This window comes from Amycolatopsis circi (assembly GCF_003385235.1).
In the GTDB taxonomy this organism is placed as follows: Bacteria; Actinomycetota; Actinomycetes; order Mycobacteriales; family Pseudonocardiaceae; genus Amycolatopsis; species Amycolatopsis circi.
The window spans coordinates 24,824-41,196 of the sequence record NZ_PQIA01000016.1; the positions used below are offsets into that span (position 1 = coordinate 24,824).

Sequence of the window (16,373 nt, forward strand, 5' to 3'; positions counted from 1 at the left end):
GAGTCGACTACCACGCGTCCCGGTGGCGCGAATTCCACGGCGGAGCCGCGGCGCTGTCCGACGACGCGATCGAGAAAGCTTCTCGCTCCCTGGCTCACCGCTCGCTGAATTGCCGCGGGTTTCGGCCCATCAGGTGCAGCAAGCGGTCCTGGCGGGACATTGAGTCGCTGATCGTCGTCCCCGGCGCGGCGAAGAACCGGTGCGTAGTGTCGGCAGCGACAGGGGATTCCGCCAGTCCGGCATAGATCGTTTCGAGGTCGTCGCTGATCCACGCGACCAGATCAGGGTCGAGGCGGTCGTCGACGCCAAGGGCACGGGCGAGATCCCAGGCGTGAATGGCGGAATCCGTAGCGCGCACGGCAAGCGCTTGATGTCCGGTTACCTGGCCCAACGGGTAGTCGAGCACCTGGTCTAGCGCGCCGGGACGGCTGAAGGCATCTGCGACTAGCTGCACTGACGCGGTGTATGCGGCGAGTGGGTCGTTGCCCAGGGCGTCGGCGTCGCGCATGCGCAGGAAGTCCGCACGGGTGCTGCCAGCCAAGAGGTCGACGTAGTTGAGATTTCCCCGGACCATGTGGTTGACGAGCTGGCGCACGTTCCATTCCGCGCAGGGGGTCGCGGCCGTCCACTGGTCGGGGCGGACGGACGGCAGGCGCTGGTCGAATTCGGTGCTGGCGGCAAGGAATCGGCCGAGGGCATTGATCATGTGCGCCAGTCTTTCGCGCCCGGGATGCCCTGCGCTGGCGCAAATCCGACATGGTGCTCGTCGAACGCTCGATAACCCGGAGGTCTCCAGGCCGGAGTCGGCGGCAAACTTGGCGTCGGGCTGGTCGCTCGAAGTCGACCTGTAAGACGCCGGTTTCGCCGGGCGTCTCATGGAGCGATACGTTTTCGAGGGGGGCGCAATGCTGGTCGGACGGCGAAAAGTTCCACGGAGTCCGCGCCCCGGCGTTCGAACTAGTCCTCGTCCAGCTCAAGAACTTCGCCAGCCAGCGGGTTAGCGGGCCGGATCCGTCGAGCGGGTCTCGACGGATCCACCCGGCCCGTCATCCGGCCAGAACCGAAGTCTCCCAAGCGAATCCGTCCGGGTCCGTGATCTTCCCGGCGTTCCCGCCGATGGTCAGCAGGTGCGAACCCGAACCCTCCTCCGGCACTCCGGCGTCTTTGGCCAAAGCCTTCCGGCCGTAAAGCGCCAGCTTGATCGGGCTCGTCTCGAATTCCACGTACTTGCGCCCGTAGCTCTTGCCCACCGCGAGCCCGTGCGAGACGTAGAACTGTTTGGTCGCCGCCACATCCGACGCGCCCAGCAGCAGCACCATCTGATCGTATTCCCGAACCCCGGTGCCGGAGTCCTTCTTCGTGGAGGTCGCGACCTTCCAGATCGCACCATCCGGTGCCTGCACCACCCCGCCGAAACCCCACAGCGATTTGGCCGCCGGCTTCAGCGAAGTGGCACCCGCGGCGAGGGCGGCGTCCAGGTAAGCGACCGCGTTGGCGGGCTGGGAAACGGTGAGCGACAAGGTAAATCCGCGGAAACCGGTGCTCGGCGCGGCGGCCTGCCGGAAGCGGAGACGGTCGCCCAGATCGAACGCGGCGGTGTAGAAGCGCTCGGCGGCGGCGACATCGGGAACGTCCAGGGTGACAAAGTCGAAGGAGGTCATGCCGTAAACGCTAAGTCCGGCACCAGCCCCGACGCTTCTTGATTCCTGATCGCTTACCGGGCCCGCGCTCCGGCCAGCCACGCTTCGCGCCGGCGCGGTGAGGCTCGGGACAGCCAGGCGTCTTCGACGACCTCGGTCAGCTCCTGCCGCGTCAGCGAGCCGAGGTGGGCGGCGCGGATCAGCACCGACAGGTGGCCGTCGAAGTGCGGGGTGGTGAAGAACGGGCTGTCCGGGTCTTGGACCAGCGCCTGCTTGTCCGATTCGGACGGCACCCAGAACACGATCACGTCCGGATAGCGTTCGCCGGTCTCCGGGTCGAAGGCGTCCGGCCGCGGCGTCCGGAAGAACACGAACGATTTGCCGCCGACCTGGTAGACGGGGTTCTCCCGCGAGCCGCGCACCACCGTGACGTGGGGCATCCCCAGCGCCAGTTCGTGCACGTCCTCGACCCGCGCCCGCATGACCTGCAGGATACGACTCGAACCGCACGGCGTCAGGTATGAACAGGGCATGGTCACGCTGGATCGGCTCGTCAACGTCCTCGGTGGGTACGGCGCGCGGTTGTGCTGCTGCCCCGTCGCGCGCGAGGTGGCGCTGCGGGACGTGGTGATGGACGACCCCGCCGACCCGCGCGGGTTGCGTGGCGACGTTTACCTCGCGGTGGGCGTCGAATCGGTGCGGGAAGCCGTCGAACGGGCGACCGCGGCGCGCGCGTCCGTCGTGCTGGTGCGCGGAGCTACACCGCCGGGGCCGGACGAGATCGCTGGCCGGGTCGCGGTGCTGCTCGTCGACCCGGAGGTGTCGTGGGGACAGCTCGCGGGCGTCGTCTACGGCCTGGTGCTCGAAGGCCGCGAGACGGAATCCGGCCGCGGCCCGACCGACTTGTTCGCGCTGGCCGACAGCCTCGCCGACGCGCTCGGCAGCGCGGTCACCATCGAGGACCAACTGTCGCGTGTGCTCGCGTACTCCAGCCGCCAGCAGGGGGCGGACCGGGTGCGGCTGGAGACGATCCTCGGGCGGCGAGTGCCGGACCAGGTGCGCGAGTTGTTCGAGCGACGCGGCGTCTTCGCGCACCTCGCCCAGTCGGACGAGCCGTTGTTCGTCGAGGCCGATCCCGAGCACGGGCTGACCGGGCGCATGGTGGTCGCGGTCCGGGCCGGGCGCGAGTCGCTCGGGTCGATCTGGGTGGAGTGCGAGGAGCCGCTGTCGGACGTTCGGCGCACCGTCCTGCACGACAGTTCCCGCACAGTCGGGCTGCATTTGCTGCGGTCGCGAGCAAGCGCCGACCTCGAACGGCAAGTCGAATCGGACCTGGTGATCCGGCTGCTGGAAGGCACCCCGGACGCGGCGGCCGTGCTGAGCCGGCTCGGGTTGCCGCCCGGCCGGTTCCGCGTGGTCGCGCTCCAGGCGCACATCGCCGACGAACGGCACGCCGCGCTGCTGCTCGCCTTCGAGCGCGCGACCACCGGCTTCGGCTGGTCGCGGCCGGGCCGGAGCACGCTGTTCAGCAACACCGTCTACACCGTTCTGCCCGGCGAAGACGTCGCGACCGCCCGCGCCTGGATCGACGGGATCCGCGACGCGTTGCCCGCGCAGGTCACGGTCGCTGCGGGGATCGGCGCGCCCGCGTCCACCGCGGAACTTCCAGCCAGCAGGCGGGAATCCGACGAATGCCTCGCCCTGCACGACGTCCGCCCGGACCCCGGCGCGACCGTCGCGTACGACGAGTCCTGGGACGACATCCTGATCCTCCGCCTGCGCGCCGCCGCGGCAGCGGGACGAGCCCCGGCGCGCGGTCCGATCGCGGATCTGGCCAGGCACGACGCGGCCAATTCGACCAGCTACGTCGCGACCCTGCGCGCGTGGCTCGAAACCCAAGGCGACCTCACCGAAGCCGCCGAACGGCTCGGCGTGCACCCCAACACCATCCGCTACCGGCTGCGGAAGATGGCCGACGTGACGCCGCTGCGGCTCGACCTGCCCGCGAAACGGCTGGCGATGATCATCGAGCTGGCCGTGGCCGATCCGCAGGATTGACCGTTCCGGACAAACCGCCTCGCCCCGTTTGGCCGAACTCGACAAAGACCGCCCGCCGAATCCGGGTCATCCTGGCCGCACCAGCACAAACAGCGGCACGGCTTTGGCGGAGGAACACATGGGCGATCTCGACCGGAGGGACGGCGGGCCGCGTTCGGCGATCGTGGTCGGCGCGGGCATCGTCGGACTGTCGACCGCCTGGTTCCTGCAGGAACGCGGCGTGCGGGTGACCGTCGTCGACCGCGAGGGCATCGCGGCGGGCTCGTCCTGGGGCAACGCCGGCTGGCTCTCGCCCGGGTTGTCGATCCCGCTCAACGAACCCGCCGTCCTCCGCTACGGCCTGCGCACCCTGCTTGACCGGCAGGCGCCGCTGCACGTCCCGGCCACCCCGGACCCGCGCCTGTGGCAGTTCCTCGCCCGCTTCGCAGCGAACTGCACCCACCGGTCCTGGAACCGGGCAGTCCGCGCGAACCTGCCGTTCAACGAGGAATGCCTTGAAGCCTTTGACATCCTGACCGCGAGCGGTGTGGACGCGCCGACCATCGACGCGCCCATCACCGCCCTGTTCGAGACGTCCGCGAAGGCCCAAACGCTGGTCAAGGAACTGGACCGGCTCGGCGACGCCGGGCAGAAGGTGTCCTGGACCCAGCTCGCCGGACCGGAACTGCGCGAGCACTTCCCGCAGGTCACTGACCGGATCGGGGCCGGCATCCGGATCGACGGCCAGCGGTACGTCGACCCCGGCCGGTTCGTCGAATCGCTCGCCCGCGCGGTGGTCAGCCGCGGCGGCACGATCCGGCACCGGTTCGAGGTCGCCGCGATCCACCGGCACGACCACGCGTACACCGTGCGCTCGGCGAACGGGCGGACCGTCAACGCCAACGCGGTCGTGCTCGCCACCGGCGCGTGGCTGGGCGACCTGGCGCGCAAGTGGGGCGTGCGCGTCCCGGTGCGCGCCGGACGCGGGTATTCCTTCACCGTCCCGACCGACGTTCCGGTGCCGAGCCCGATGTACCTGCCGGACATCCGGGTCGCGTGCACGCCGTACCAGGGCGGGCTGCGAGTGGCCGGGACGATGGAGTTCCGCAAGCCGGACGACCCGCTGTACCCGGCCCGCGTCGACGCGATCATCGCCTCGGCCCGGCCGCTGCTCCAGGGCCTGCGCTGGGACCAGCGCACCGACGTCTGGGTCGGCTCGCGCCCGGTCAGCGCCGACGGGCGGCCGGTGATCGGCCAGACCGGCGCCCCGGGGATGTACGTCGCGGGCGGGCACGGCATGTGGGGCCTGTCCCACGGCGCGATCACCGGAAAGCTGCTCGCCGAGCAGATCGCCACCGGCAGGCAACCGGAAGCGCTGCGCCCGTTCGACCCGCTGCGGTGACGCGGGAGTGTCCGCCGAACCCGCCGGTCCGCCGCCGCTGACCGGCGACGAGCACGCCGAGCTGATGTTCCTCCGCGCGGAGAATGCCTTGCTGCGCACCGAAAGAGACATCCTGGTGAAAGCCGCCGGCTGGTTCGCCGCCGACGCCGGCGTGCTCGACCGCCGCACCGGGCCCGAGTCCCGCTGACCGCCGCGGGACTCCTCGAAAGTCCGTGGGGGCTGGACGCCTCCTGCTTGCCCGGCCCCCACGGACGACCTCCGAAAGGCACCTCCTCATGTCGACTACTTCTTCGCGTCCCTGGCTGACCGCCGACGCACACGCCCGCCTTGCCGCGGAACTCGCCGACCTTCAGCGCGAACCCGAACTCGGCGAGGGCGCGGGCGAACACGACCGGCTCGACCGCAGGCAGCACCGGCAGGCGCGGATCCGGCAGCTCCAGGACCTGCTGCAGAACGCCGTCGTCGGCGAGGACCCGCCCGACGACGGGATCGCCGAACCCGGCATGGTCCTGACCGTCCGCTACGACGACGGCGGGGTCGAAACGTTCCTGCTCGCGGCTCGCGACGAGGTCGGCACCGACCTCGAGGTCTACTCGCCGGACTCGCCGCTCGGGCGTGCGCTGGACGGCGCCAAGCCGGGGGAGCAGCGGGAGTACGAGGTGCCCAGCGGGGCGGTCGTGCGCGTCACGCTGGTCGAGGCCTATCCGTACGGGCGCTATCAGAACCACGACTGAAGCCGTTTCGTGATTACCCTGGGAAGGGTGACCGACGAAGAGCTCATCATCGAGTTCGCCCTCGCCCGGCTCGACAACCCGAGCCTCGACCTCGAGGAGGTCGCGGCGCTCCTTGTCCGCCGCGTCGGACCGGACCGGATGCTCGACCTCGCCGCGCGCAACCTCGAGACGCGAGGCGAACTCCGCGGCGCGATGTTCGAGTCGGCCGTCGAACACGTCTTACGCGTTGTCCTGACGCTGCGCGGCCCGGCTGACTGAGCCGTGGACAATTCGCTGACCTGCGTGGACAACACCCCGCATTGACCGTGGACAGCCAGCGGTTGAGGACAAAACGGGCGGCGCGCTGGGATGAGTGCACCGGGATTTCCCGGCTGTACTCCATTCCATTTCGTCCGAGGGGACACCCATGAAGATCGGCAAGACGCTGATGGCCGCCTCCGCGCTGGGGATCGCACTCGCCGGGATCGCCGCGCCCGCCGCGTCGGCGGACACCGCGGCTCCGGCGAGCGCGCAGGGCAAGCACACCGCGAGCATCAAGTGCTCGAAGCCGTCCGGAGCGAAGTCCAACTACTCCTGGGGCGACGGCGTCACGAACGTCACCGTGTACTTCAACAACCACTGCTCGCACAAGGTGTCCGCGGGCATCGTGCTGAAGGACATGGACGGCGCGCTGAGCGTCCAGTGCATGACCACCAACGGCGGCACCAGCGGCAAGAAGAAGTTCCACATCGGCGCAGACCACTCGGTCGCGCGGATTCAGAAGGGCTGCAAGCTCTGAGCCCAGGTCGCTGACCAGCCGGGCGGGCCCGGGGCTGCGCCGCCCCGGGCCGCCTGGCAACCTCCAAGGGTCGATGTCGATCATTGGAGGTGTCATGAGCGAGCCCGCGGCCGGGCGGCCCCAGGCCCGCCGAGGTCGCAAGCACATCGTGCCCGACGCCGGCGCGGGTCCCGTTTCCCGTTTCGCCTGCGAACTGCTGGACTTGAAGCGGGAAGCGGGCGACCCGTCCTACGACCGCATGCGCACGGAACTCGGCGCGGCGGCGTCGAAATCAGCTCTGTCGGCCGCCACGCGCGGCCGCAGTGCACCGTCCTGGCCGACGACCTGGGAGTTCGTCCGGAGCCTCGCGGTGACCGGCCTCGGCCGCGACGAGGAGACGGTCCGGCGCGAGTGGCTGGCGCGCTGGGAAGAGGCGGTCGAAGGGCAGTCGGACCCGGATTGGGCCGAGCCTGCGGCGGACGGGGCGACTGATTCACCGGACCCGGAATTCGATACCTCGGCGCACGCCGATCCGCCCGGCGCAGGGGACTGGAGCGCAGTTGATGACCCTGCTCCAGTTGAGGGTCAACCCGCCCAGCCATTCGCCGCTCCGGCTGCAGAGCCCGCCCAGGCCAAGACCCGCCGCTGGGGTTCGATCGTCGTAGCGGCAACCGTGCTGGTCGTCCTCGGACTCGTCGCCGCGGTCGTAGTCCTGGCCACACCGTCCTCCCGCGACAAGGAAGCCGCCGCCCCGCACTACCCGCTACACCGGCGACTCGTCCGGCTTCGGCGGCGACGGCCTCTCCGGCGACGTGACCTTCCCGGACGGCGCGAAAGCCCGCTACGGCCGGACATTCACGAAGATCTGGCGGCTGAAGAACACCGGCTCGGTGCCGTGGCGCAGCCGCTATCTCCAGATCGCGGGCGGCACCACCGTGCTGTGCCCGTCCCCGCCGCGCGTCCCGGTCCCGGACGCCGAGCCGGGGCAACTGGTCGAGGTGAGCGTCCCGGTGACGCCGACCGGCACCGGCGTCTGCCACGTCCTGTGGAAGATGGTCGACGAACGCGGCGCGCTGGTGTTTCCGGACCGGACCGGGATTTTCTACCAGGTAACTGTCACGGTGGAGTAGCCGGAGAACGCGTCCGGAGTCCATTTCGGACTGTCCACAATCGCGCGTTGCCGCTGGTCACCGCCCCGGGCAAGAAAATCGTACCCTTTTTCCCGTTCGCTCGTTCCGTTCCGGCTGATTCCATTGTGGACATTTTCCGCCGATGCCCGCTCCGGTCGCGGGACGAATTGGCGAACGGGGAATGGCCGCCGGGAAGCGGTAGCGGTCACATTACGGCGGGTGTTCGAATCGAACCCTTCGCAGGATCACCCCTCCGGGTGGAGCGAGGGGCAATCCGCCATCGGGGCCTCGGTTCCGGTAGCTCAGCGTGAGAAAACCGCTTCGGCGAGGCCGCGTTACATCACTCTTTAGTGGTTAAATTGCGATAATTGTGGTCACTGGAACCGGCGGGCGGGCGCGCTGCGCGACGGATCTTGCTTTGCGTTTCCGGGGCGTCTTGATAATGTCGCGCTCTGCCAGGGACCGACAGTTGTGCTCGGTCACGCGTGGATTCGGGGATCCGTGCGGCGGCTTCATTCTTGATGTTCGGAAGGACAATTCATGCGTTCTGCCCTGCTGCGCGGACGGACCGTTGCGGTCGCCGTGCCCGCGCTGGCTCTGCTCGCCGCCGCCGTCGCCCCGCCGGCGCTCGCCGCCGGGTCGCCCGCCGGCTCGGCTTACGGCGCGTCCGCCTCGGTCTCGCTGCTGCCCGGCGTGCTCGGCGACAAGGGGATCACGGTCGACACCGGCAAGATCGCCCCGTCCTCGACAGAGGGCCCGGAGTCCGCGCAGGTGGTGAACGTGCCGCTGAAGGGCCTGGTCACGGCGAAGGTCATCAGCAGTTCGGCGAAGCAGGACGGCAGCAACGGCCCGGTCGACTCGAAGGCCTCGATCGTCGACGCCGCGCTCCCGGTGCTCGCCCCGCTCGCCGGTTCCACCCCGAAGGCCCGCGTGATCAGCTCCGAGTGCAAGTCCACTCCGGACGGCATCACCGCCTCGTCCGAGCTGGCCGGCCTCGACCTCGGCAAGATCGGCAAGATCCCGGTGTCGACCAAGCCGAACCAGAAGCTCGGCATCGACGGCGTGGTGCAGGTGATCGTCAACGAGCAGATCAAGCACTCCGACGGCAGCCTCACCGTCAACGCGCTGCACATCAAGCTCCTCGGCGGCGACCTCACCGGCGCGCTCGGCAAGGGCGACATCGTGCTCGCCTCGGCCACCTGCGCCAAGGTCGCGGGCAACCCGACCACCCCGCCCACCACGCCGCCGAGCACCCAGCCGAGCAAGCCGGGCACCCCGCCCGCCGAAGGCCCCGGCCAGGTGACCGTCGTGCCGGTCGGCGCGCCGGAGACCGGTGACGGTTCGCTGGCCTCGGCGATCGTCAAGTGACGCGTTCCCGGTTCGGGCTTTTCGCGCTCCTGCTGGCGTTCGTCGCGAACTTCGCCCTGCTGGGCTGCGGTTCGGCGGATACCCCGCCCGCCGCGGCCCCGGCGAGTTCCGCGGCGGCCGCGCAGCAGATCGCGGACCCGGTCTCGCTCGACGTTCCCAGCATCGACGCGCATTCGTCGCTGGTGCCGCTCGGCCTCAACGACGACAAGACCGTCCAGGTGCCGCCGGTCGACCAGCCGCTGCAGGCGGGCTGGTACCACTTCGGCCCCAAGCCGGGCCAGGTCGGACCGGCGGTCGTCCTCGGCCACATCGACGGCAACCACCAGAAGGGCATTTTCTGGCGGCTGCACGAGATGAAGCAGGGCGACAAGGTCCTCATCGGGCGCAAGGACGGCTCGAAGGCCTCGTTCACGGTGACCAAGGTGGACCAGATCGCGAAGAAGACGTTCCCCACCGAAGCCGTGTACGGCAACACCACCGACTCGCAGATCCGCTTGATCACCTGCGGCGGTGCGTTCGACGCCGAGAAGAAGAGCTATCTCGACAACATCATCGTGTACGGCACGCTCGACAGCTGAGCGACTGATACCGGGGCCTCGTCGTTTCGCGCTCGGGCGAAGCGGCGGGGCCCTTTGTCATTCCCCGGAGAGTTCCTCGGTCGCGGCCCGGCCCGCTTCGGCGGTGCGGCGGAGGAACCCGGCGATCAGCATGAGTTCGTCTTCGGTGTAGCCCGCGCACAGGTCGTCCATGGCTGAGTTCATGCCGCCGTACACGCGGAACAGTTCTTGAGTGCGCCCCGGCACCGCCCGGACGGTGACCGCGCGCCGGTCGGCCGCGTCGGGATCCCGTTCGCGCACCACCCATCCGCCCCGCTGCAAACGGTCGAGGATGCCGGTCACGGTCGCCGGGTGCAGGCCCGCGCGGCGGGCGAGCGCGCTCGGGCTCAGCGGTCCGGCGGACGAGATCAGTTCGAGGCAGTCAAGGTCGACGTCCTTGAGCTTCAGCCGTCCGCCGACCTGGTGGTTCAGCAGCGACAGCTGATTGCGCAGTTCGCGCAGCGACTCCTTGAGGGCCACCGTGGTGCGCCGCCTGCGCCGCGCCGTGTCCGTCCCGGATGCTCCGGAAGCCATCTGCTCCGCCTTCCCCTTTTCCCGCTGGTCAGCGTAGCCGGGTCAGGCGGCGGCGAGCAGCGCTTCCCCGGCCGGGGTCAGCACGGCGGGCACCGGTTGCCCGGCCCGCCCCGGTTCCGTCGCGCGCAGCAGCCCGGCGTGCGCCAGCGCGTGCGCGGTGAACTGGTCGCTGCAGGGCAGGCCGTCGACGAACAAATCCGGTTCGCAGCTGCAGGTCAGCCGTCCGCGCCCGGCGGCGACGGCACGCAGCATCGAGATTCCGCGGCGGGTGACGGTGGTGTTCATGGCTGCCTCCTCGAAGCTCTCGCCCATACGTCGAACGAGCAGCCCGGATTTCGACCTAACCTGACGAGGGAAAGCAGACCGGAACAACGCGGGAGCCCCCATGCTGATCGACGACCTGCACACCGTCCTGCCGGACGACCGGATCGTGCAGGACCCCGATGTGCTGCGCAGCTTCGCGCACGACGAGGCGGAGTGGGCCCCGTATGGCGAGCCAGCGGTCCTGGTCCGCCCGCGCACCGCGGACGAGGTGCAGGCGATCGTGCGGCAGTGCATCAAGCACGGCACGCCGGTGGTGCCGCGCGGCGCCGGAACCGGGCTGTCCGGCGGGGCGAACGCGCTGTCCGGATGCGTTGTCCTGGCGACCGACCGGATGACCACGATCAAGGAAGTCGACCCGGTGGAACGGCTCGCCGTGGTCGAACCGGGCGTGGTCAACGACGATCTCCGCGCGGCCTGTGCGGAACAAGGGCTGTGGTATCCGCCGGACCCGGCCAGTTCGCCGTGGTCGACGATCGGCGGCAACGTCGCGACCAACGCGGGCGGCGTGTGCTGCGTGAAGTACGGCGTCACTCGCGACTACGTGCTCGGGCTGCAGGTCGTCACCGGCACCGGCGAACTCGTCCGGCTCGGCCGCCGTACCGCGAAGGGCGTGGCCGGGTACGACCTCGCCGGGCTGATGGTCGGGTCGGAGGGAACGCTCGGCGTCATCACCGAAATCACCGTGCGGTTGCGGGCGAAGCGCGCGCCGGAGGCGACCGTCGCCGGGTATTTCGACTCGACGGTCGCGGCGGGGGAGGCGGCTGCGGCGATTCGCGCGGCCGGGATCGTGCCCTCGGCGCTGGAACTGGTGGACCGGCATTGCCTGGCCGCGGTAGATGCCTGGAAGAACATGGGCCTGTCCGCCGACGCGAACGTGGTGCTGCTCGGCCGCAGCGACGTGCCGGGCGGGCACGAGGCCGCGGTGATGGTGGAGTGCTTCGAAAAGGCGGGCGCGACCTGGGCCGCGCAGTCGACCGACGAGGCCGAGGCGGACGCGTTGTTCGCCGCGCGACGGCTTGCGTACCCGGCGCTCGAACGGCTCGGCCCGGTGCTCACCGAGGACGTCTGCGTGCCGACGCATCTGGTGCCGGAAATGCTCGCCCGGATCGATTCGGCCGCGCAACGGCACGACACGCGAATCGCCAATATCGCGCATATCGGCGACGGAAATCTGCATCCGCTGCTGATCACGCCGACCGGGGACGACGACGCGCAGCGCCGCGCGCAGGCCGCGTTCGACGACATCGTCGCCGACGCACTCGAACTCGGCGGCACGGTGACCGGCGAGCACGGCGTAGGCCTGCTGAAGCGGCCCGGGCTGGAGAAAGAGCTGGGACCAGCGGTTCTCGACCTGCACCACGCGGTCAAGAACGCCCTCGACCCGCACGGGATCCTCAATCCCGGAAAGGTCGTCGGAGGTGCCGCACAGCGGTAACTCGACCGAGTGAAAGTAAACAGTCCACAAAGGATAGTCATCCGTTTGTGACCCTTGTCTCCCAGTCGTTTTCTTTTGTTGGTTGCCTACCGCAAGCAACTTGCTTAGCCTAGCTAAGGGAACGGCTGGGAGAGGGGTTTTCGACAGTGGCGGAGCGCAGGACGTATTCGATCGCGGAACTCGGTCCGCGGTACAAGTGGATCGCGCTGTCCAACACGACGCTCGGGATGCTGATCGCGACGATCAACTCGTCGATCGTGCTGATCGCGCTGCCCGACATCTTCAAGGGCATCGGCATCAACCCGCTGGAGCCGTCGAACACGAGCTATCTGCTGTGGATGATCATGGGCTTCCTCGTGGTCACCGCGGTGCTGGTGGTGGCGTTCGGCAGGCTCGGCGACATGTACGGCCGGGCGAGGATGTACAACCTCGGCTTCGCCGTGTTCACCGTTTCCTCGATCATGCTGGCGATCACCTGGTTCGACGGCGACGCGGCCGCGCTGTGGCTGATCGGCTGGCGGATCGTGCAGGGCGTCGGCGGCGCGCTCCGGATGGCGAACTCGTCGGCCATCCTCACCGACGCTTTCCCGGCCAACCAGCGCGGGCTCGCGCTCGGCATGAACGGCGTCGCGGCCATCGCGGGCTCGTTCCTCGGCCTCGTGGTCGGCGGCGTGCTCGCGCCGGTGAACTGGAACCTGATCTTCCTGGTGTCGGTGCCGTTCGGCGTCATCGGCACCGTCTGGGCGTACCTCAAACTGCACGACACCGGCGTCCGCCAGCACGCGAAAATGGACTGGTGGGGCAACATCACCTTCGCCGTCGGCCTCATCGCGGTGCTGGTGGGCATCACCTACGGAATCCAGCCGTACGGGACTTCGCAGACCGGCTGGGGCAGCCCGATGGTGCTGTCCTGCCTGATCGGCGGCGTCGCGGTGCTGCTCGCGTTCGTCGTGATCGAGACGAAGGTGCCCAACCCGCTGTTCCGGCTGTCGCTGTTCCGGATCCGCTCGTTCAGCTGGGGCAACCTGGCGAACCTGACCGCGTCGCTCGGCCGCGGCGGGCTGCAGTTCGTGCTGATCATCTGGCTGCAGGGAATCTGGTTGCCGCAGCACGGTTTCACCTTCGAGCAGACGCCGCTGTGGGCCGGGATCTACATGCTCCCGCTGACCATCGGCTTCCTGGTGGCCGCGCCGACGTCCGGCATCCTGTCCGACCGGATCGGCAGCCGCCTGCTCGCCTCCAGCGGCCTGGTCATCACCGCGCTCACCTTCCTGCTGCTGACCCTGCTCCCGGTGAACTTCAACTACTGGGCGTTCGCCGGGATCCTGCTGCTCAACGGCATCGGGATGGGCATGTTCTCCTCGCCCAACCGCGCCGAGGTGATGAACAGCCTGCCCGCCGACGCGCGAGGTTCCGGCGCGGGCATGATGACGACCTTCCAGAACGCGGCGATGGTGCTGTCGATCGGCTTCTTCTTCAGCCTGATCATCGCCGGTCTGTCGGACCACCTGCCGATCGCGATGTCGCAGGGCCTGACCCAGCACGGCGTCCCCGAGGCGGCCGCACAACAGGTCGCGCACCTGCCGGCGGTCGCGGTGCTGTTCGCGGCTTTCCTCGGGTACAACCCGATCCAGCAGCTGCTGGGCGGCCAGCTGGGCAGTCTGCCCGCGGACCAGGCGAGCTTCCTGACCGGACGCAGCTTCTTCCCGAACCTGATCTCGGGCCCGTTCCAGGACGGCCTCGCGGTGGCGTTCGGCTTCGCGATCGTGGTGTGCCTGATCGGCGCCGTGGCGTCGCTGCTGACGAAGGACACGAAGAAGTCGTCGGAGTCGGTGGGCGAGGAACTGGCCGCGGTGGCCGGGGAATCCGGCGGTGGGCCCAGCGAGCTGGTTTCTCCCCGGAGCGACCGGTAGTCGTGAGTGGCAATCCCGGTTCTAACCGGGATTGCCACTCACGAGGTCTCTGGCCAGAGCACGGCTTGGGCAACGATGACGTTCTCGCCGTTGCAGGTCAGCGCGGGCCCCTCATGCAGGCGATAGCCGAGCGCGAGGGCTTCGCTGACCCGGCGGCAGAACGCAGCGTCGTCGGGACCGGTGAGGACTCGGTAGGCGGGCAGTCCGTCTGGGGGTTGGCTCATGGCGGTCATGATTTCAGGTTGGCCGCTGTGGTGGCTACGAAGATCGCTACGGATTTCCGTTGCTCCGGCGAATTCTCCAGAGGCATCGGGAGGTCGGCGATGTGCTCCAGGACCTCCAGGGCGACGGCGAACTCCTTGCTGTCGGGCCAGACCAGAAGCAGCTTGTGCTTGGGGAGACAGCGCAGACCTTCCCAGAGGGAATCGTCGAGGGGCGTCCCACACGTCGAACTTGCCCAGCGGAGGATCCGTCGGCAGCTGCATCTCCACCTGACGGAAGAACGACTTCCCTAGCCGCGTCAGCGTAGCGGCTTCTCACGGGAAGCGCGGGCCACCAGCCAAGCTGTCCCCAACGCCCCCACCGCACCCACGCTGATCGCCGAAAACCCCAGCCGGAACGCCGCATCAGCATCCGGCAGCCGTCCGGCAATCAGCACCGCGAACACCGCACCCCCGAGCGATCCGCCGACTCGCAGCAGGATCGTCACCTGCGCGGCCGCATCGGGAAGCCGTGACGGTTCAACGGTTTTGTACGCCGCGATCCCCATCGGCATGCTCACCAGCGCCACCGAAGCCCCATACCCGGCAAGCAAAACCTGCACCACCACACCAGGCGCGTCCACCGGCAGAAACGCGAACGGCAGCGTGCTCACCACCGCCAGCACCGCACCCACCAGCGCGACCGGCGCGGCGCCATACCGATCCACCGCCCGCCCCGTCACCGGCGCGATCGCCGCTGTGGCACCAGCGAAGCCGAGCAAACTCAGCCCGGTGCCGATGAAATCCAGATGCCGGCCCAGCTGGAAATACAGCGTGACCACGATGCCGCTGCCGAAGATCAGCGCACCGTTGAACGCGGCGGCCAGGCTCGCCGCCCGGTAAAGCCGGTTGCGGTACAAGGAAAAGTCCAGCAGCGGATGCGGATGCCGACGACACCGCATCACGAACCACGCCAGCAAAGCCAGACCAGGCAACAGAATCGGCCACTCAAGCCGTCCGGTGTCGCCCCAGGTCGTGACGGTGTAGAGGACCAAGGGCAGCCCAGCGGCGATCAGGGCCAGGCCGACGAAATCGATGCCATGTGCGGTCGTCGGAGTCCCGCGGGGAACGTATCGAAGACCGAGGAACAGGCCGACCGCCCCGATCGGCAGGTTGATCGCGAACAGCCACGGCCACGAAAGCCCATGCAGGATCAGCCCGCCGGCGAGCGGGCCGAGTGCGGGCGCGACGCTCACCGCGATCCCGAGCGTCGCCATCACCCGGCCCAGCCGCGCCGCGCCGACCTGTTGGCCCAGAACGGTTTGCCCGGCCGGGATGAGAATGCCGCCCGCCAGTCCTTGCAGGAACCGGAAAGCGATGAGCAGCACGACGTCCGGCGCGACCGCGCACAAGCCGGACGCCACAGTGAAGGCCGCCAGTGCGACAAGCCACACCCGGCCCGCGCCGAAGCGTCGTGCCAGCCATCCGGTCAAGGGGAGCGACAGCGCGAGCGCGAGCAAGTAGCCGCTCGCGACCCATTGCGTCACCGAGAGATCCGCGCCGAGGTCACTGCTGATCGAGTCGAGGCCGATCGTCACGACGGACGCGTCGAGTCCGCTCGCGAACGCGCCGAACACGATGATCCAGCAGATCCGCCACGTCGCGCGGTCGAGGGGAGCGGCGACGGTGGTCATTGCGACACCCGCAGCGTGCGCAGCGCGGTCGACCAGTCGACAAGCTCGCCCAGCATCCGCGTCAGGATGCCTTCGTGATGGTCGGCGGGGGCGAAAGTGCCGGGCTCGGCCATGTCCGGGATGACGAAGTCGGTGAACAATCCCAGTGCGACCTGCGAGCGCACGCAGGCGATTTTCACCTCGGCGAGCGTGAGCCGCAGGTGTTCCACCGCGCGCGTGCCGCCGTTGGTTCCGTAGCTGACGAAACCGGCGGCTTTGTCGGTCCACTCGGAAAACAGGAAGTCGATGGCGTTCTTGAGCGCCGCGGGCATGGAGTGGTTGTACTCGGGGGTCACGAAAACGAAGCCGTCGAAGCCGTCGATCAGCTCGGCCCAGCGCTGGGTGTGGTCGTTGCGGTAGCCGCCGATCGCGGCGGGCATCGGCTCGTCCAGGAACGGCAGGTCGATCTCGGCGAGGTCGAGCACCCGCACCTCGGCCCGGTCGCCAAGGAAGGCGGCGGCGCGGGCGCGGGTCCATTCGGCGACCTGGGTCGCCCGGCGGCCGGGGCGGGTGCTGCCGGAGATGACGGCGATGCGAAGCGAAGAAGTCATGCCCCGAAGGTACAACGGT

At 69.1% G+C, this 16,373-nt stretch carries 19 protein-coding genes; 11 read left to right on the plus strand and 8 right to left on the minus strand.

Features of this window, described 5'->3' with window-relative positions; genetic code table 11:
• Positions 1-94: 94 nt before the first annotated feature.
• From D0D37_RS08825 to D0D37_RS08835, 3 genes are all read right to left on the minus strand, one after another.
• Positions 95-706, minus strand: a complete 612-nt coding sequence (locus tag D0D37_RS08825; protein ID WP_116200048.1) for a TIGR03086 family metal-binding protein — start codon at positions 704-706, stop codon at positions 95-97.
• 340 nt (positions 707-1,046) lie between these two features.
• Positions 1,047-1,661 carry a VOC family protein gene (locus D0D37_RS08830; RefSeq protein ID WP_116200049.1) on the minus strand — a complete coding sequence of 205 codons (615 nt, stop codon included), beginning with the start codon at positions 1,659-1,661 and terminating at the stop codon, positions 1,047-1,049.
• A gap of 53 nt (positions 1,662-1,714) precedes the next feature.
• On the minus strand, positions 1,715-2,122 hold the full coding sequence (locus D0D37_RS08835; RefSeq protein ID WP_116200050.1) for an MmcQ/YjbR family DNA-binding protein: 408 nt from the start codon (positions 2,120-2,122) through the stop codon (positions 1,715-1,717).
• A gap of 49 nt (positions 2,123-2,171) precedes the next feature.
• Between D0D37_RS08835 and D0D37_RS08840 the strand changes: the two genes are divergently transcribed.
• The 9 genes from D0D37_RS08840 (at position 2,172) to D0D37_RS08880 (ending at position 9,646) form a co-directional block, all read left to right on the plus strand.
• Positions 2,172-3,698 carry a PucR family transcriptional regulator gene (locus D0D37_RS08840; RefSeq protein WP_116200051.1) on the plus strand — a complete coding sequence of 509 codons (1,527 nt, stop codon included), beginning with the start codon at positions 2,172-2,174 and terminating at the stop codon, positions 3,696-3,698.
• 118 nt (positions 3,699-3,816) lie between these two features.
• Positions 3,817-5,079 (plus strand): NAD(P)/FAD-dependent oxidoreductase, encoded by a 1,263-nt coding sequence (locus D0D37_RS08845; protein WP_116200052.1) that lies wholly within the window; start codon positions 3,817-3,819, stop codon positions 5,077-5,079.
• A 7-nt stretch (positions 5,080-5,086) separates the two neighbouring features.
• Positions 5,087-5,266 (plus strand): hypothetical protein, encoded by a 180-nt coding sequence (locus D0D37_RS08850; RefSeq protein ID WP_116200053.1) that lies wholly within the window; start codon positions 5,087-5,089, stop codon positions 5,264-5,266.
• An 88-nt stretch (positions 5,267-5,354) separates the two neighbouring features.
• Positions 5,355-5,813, plus strand: a complete 459-nt coding sequence (locus D0D37_RS08855; protein WP_116200054.1) for a GreA/GreB family elongation factor — start codon at positions 5,355-5,357, stop codon at positions 5,811-5,813.
• A 27-nt stretch (positions 5,814-5,840) separates the two neighbouring features.
• A complete protein-coding gene (locus tag D0D37_RS08860) occupies positions 5,841-6,071 on the plus strand; it encodes a hypothetical protein (protein WP_116200055.1) in 231 nt (76 codons plus the stop codon).
• Positions 6,072-6,219: 148 nt separating this feature from the next.
• Positions 6,220-6,591 (plus strand): hypothetical protein, encoded by a 372-nt coding sequence (locus tag D0D37_RS08865; protein WP_116200056.1) that lies wholly within the window; start codon positions 6,220-6,222, stop codon positions 6,589-6,591.
• A gap of 791 nt (positions 6,592-7,382) precedes the next feature.
• On the plus strand, positions 7,383-7,700 hold the full coding sequence (locus D0D37_RS08870) for an NBR1-Ig-like domain-containing protein (protein WP_116200057.1): 318 nt from the start codon (positions 7,383-7,385) through the stop codon (positions 7,698-7,700).
• Between the two features lie 540 nt (positions 7,701-8,240).
• A complete protein-coding gene (locus D0D37_RS08875; RefSeq protein WP_116200058.1) occupies positions 8,241-9,068 on the plus strand; it encodes a choice-of-anchor P family protein in 828 nt (275 codons plus the stop codon).
• Positions 9,065-9,646: a class F sortase gene (locus tag D0D37_RS08880; protein WP_116200059.1), complete on the plus strand. Its 582-nt coding sequence runs from the start codon at positions 9,065-9,067 to the stop codon at positions 9,644-9,646. The genes D0D37_RS08875 and D0D37_RS08880 overlap by 4 nt, the downstream gene beginning before the upstream one ends.
• 57 nt (positions 9,647-9,703) lie before the next feature.
• On the opposite strand, the gene D0D37_RS08885 is transcribed toward D0D37_RS08880, so the two are convergent.
• Positions 9,704-10,198, minus strand: a complete 495-nt coding sequence (locus D0D37_RS08885) for a MarR family transcriptional regulator (RefSeq protein WP_116200060.1) — start codon at positions 10,196-10,198, stop codon at positions 9,704-9,706.
• 42 nt (positions 10,199-10,240) lie between these two features.
• Positions 10,241-10,483: a hypothetical protein gene (locus D0D37_RS08890; RefSeq protein ID WP_116200061.1), complete on the minus strand. Its 243-nt coding sequence runs from the start codon at positions 10,481-10,483 to the stop codon at positions 10,241-10,243.
• 100 nt (positions 10,484-10,583) lie between these two features.
• Between D0D37_RS08890 and D0D37_RS08895 the strand changes: the two genes are divergently transcribed.
• Complete coding sequence (locus tag D0D37_RS08895) at positions 10,584-11,957, plus strand: FAD-binding oxidoreductase (RefSeq protein WP_116200062.1); 1,374 nt, start codon at positions 10,584-10,586, stop codon at positions 11,955-11,957.
• A 146-nt stretch (positions 11,958-12,103) separates the two neighbouring features.
• Complete coding sequence (locus tag D0D37_RS08900; protein WP_116200063.1) at positions 12,104-13,870, plus strand: MFS transporter; 1,767 nt, start codon at positions 12,104-12,106, stop codon at positions 13,868-13,870.
• A gap of 38 nt (positions 13,871-13,908) precedes the next feature.
• Here D0D37_RS08900 and D0D37_RS08905 read toward each other — a convergent pair whose 3' ends face one another.
• From D0D37_RS08905 to D0D37_RS08915, 3 genes are all read right to left on the minus strand, one after another.
• Positions 13,909-14,094: a DUF1737 domain-containing protein gene (locus D0D37_RS08905; RefSeq protein ID WP_116200110.1), complete on the minus strand. Its 186-nt coding sequence runs from the start codon at positions 14,092-14,094 to the stop codon at positions 13,909-13,911.
• A 296-nt stretch (positions 14,095-14,390) separates the two neighbouring features.
• Complete coding sequence (locus D0D37_RS08910) at positions 14,391-15,764, minus strand: DHA2 family efflux MFS transporter permease subunit (protein WP_116200064.1); 1,374 nt, start codon at positions 15,762-15,764, stop codon at positions 14,391-14,393.
• Positions 15,761-16,354 carry an NADPH-dependent FMN reductase gene (locus tag D0D37_RS08915; protein WP_116200065.1) on the minus strand — a complete coding sequence of 198 codons (594 nt, stop codon included), beginning with the start codon at positions 16,352-16,354 and terminating at the stop codon, positions 15,761-15,763. Before D0D37_RS08915 ends, D0D37_RS08910 begins: the two co-directional genes overlap by 4 nt.
• Between the last annotated feature and the right edge of the window lie 19 nt (positions 16,355-16,373).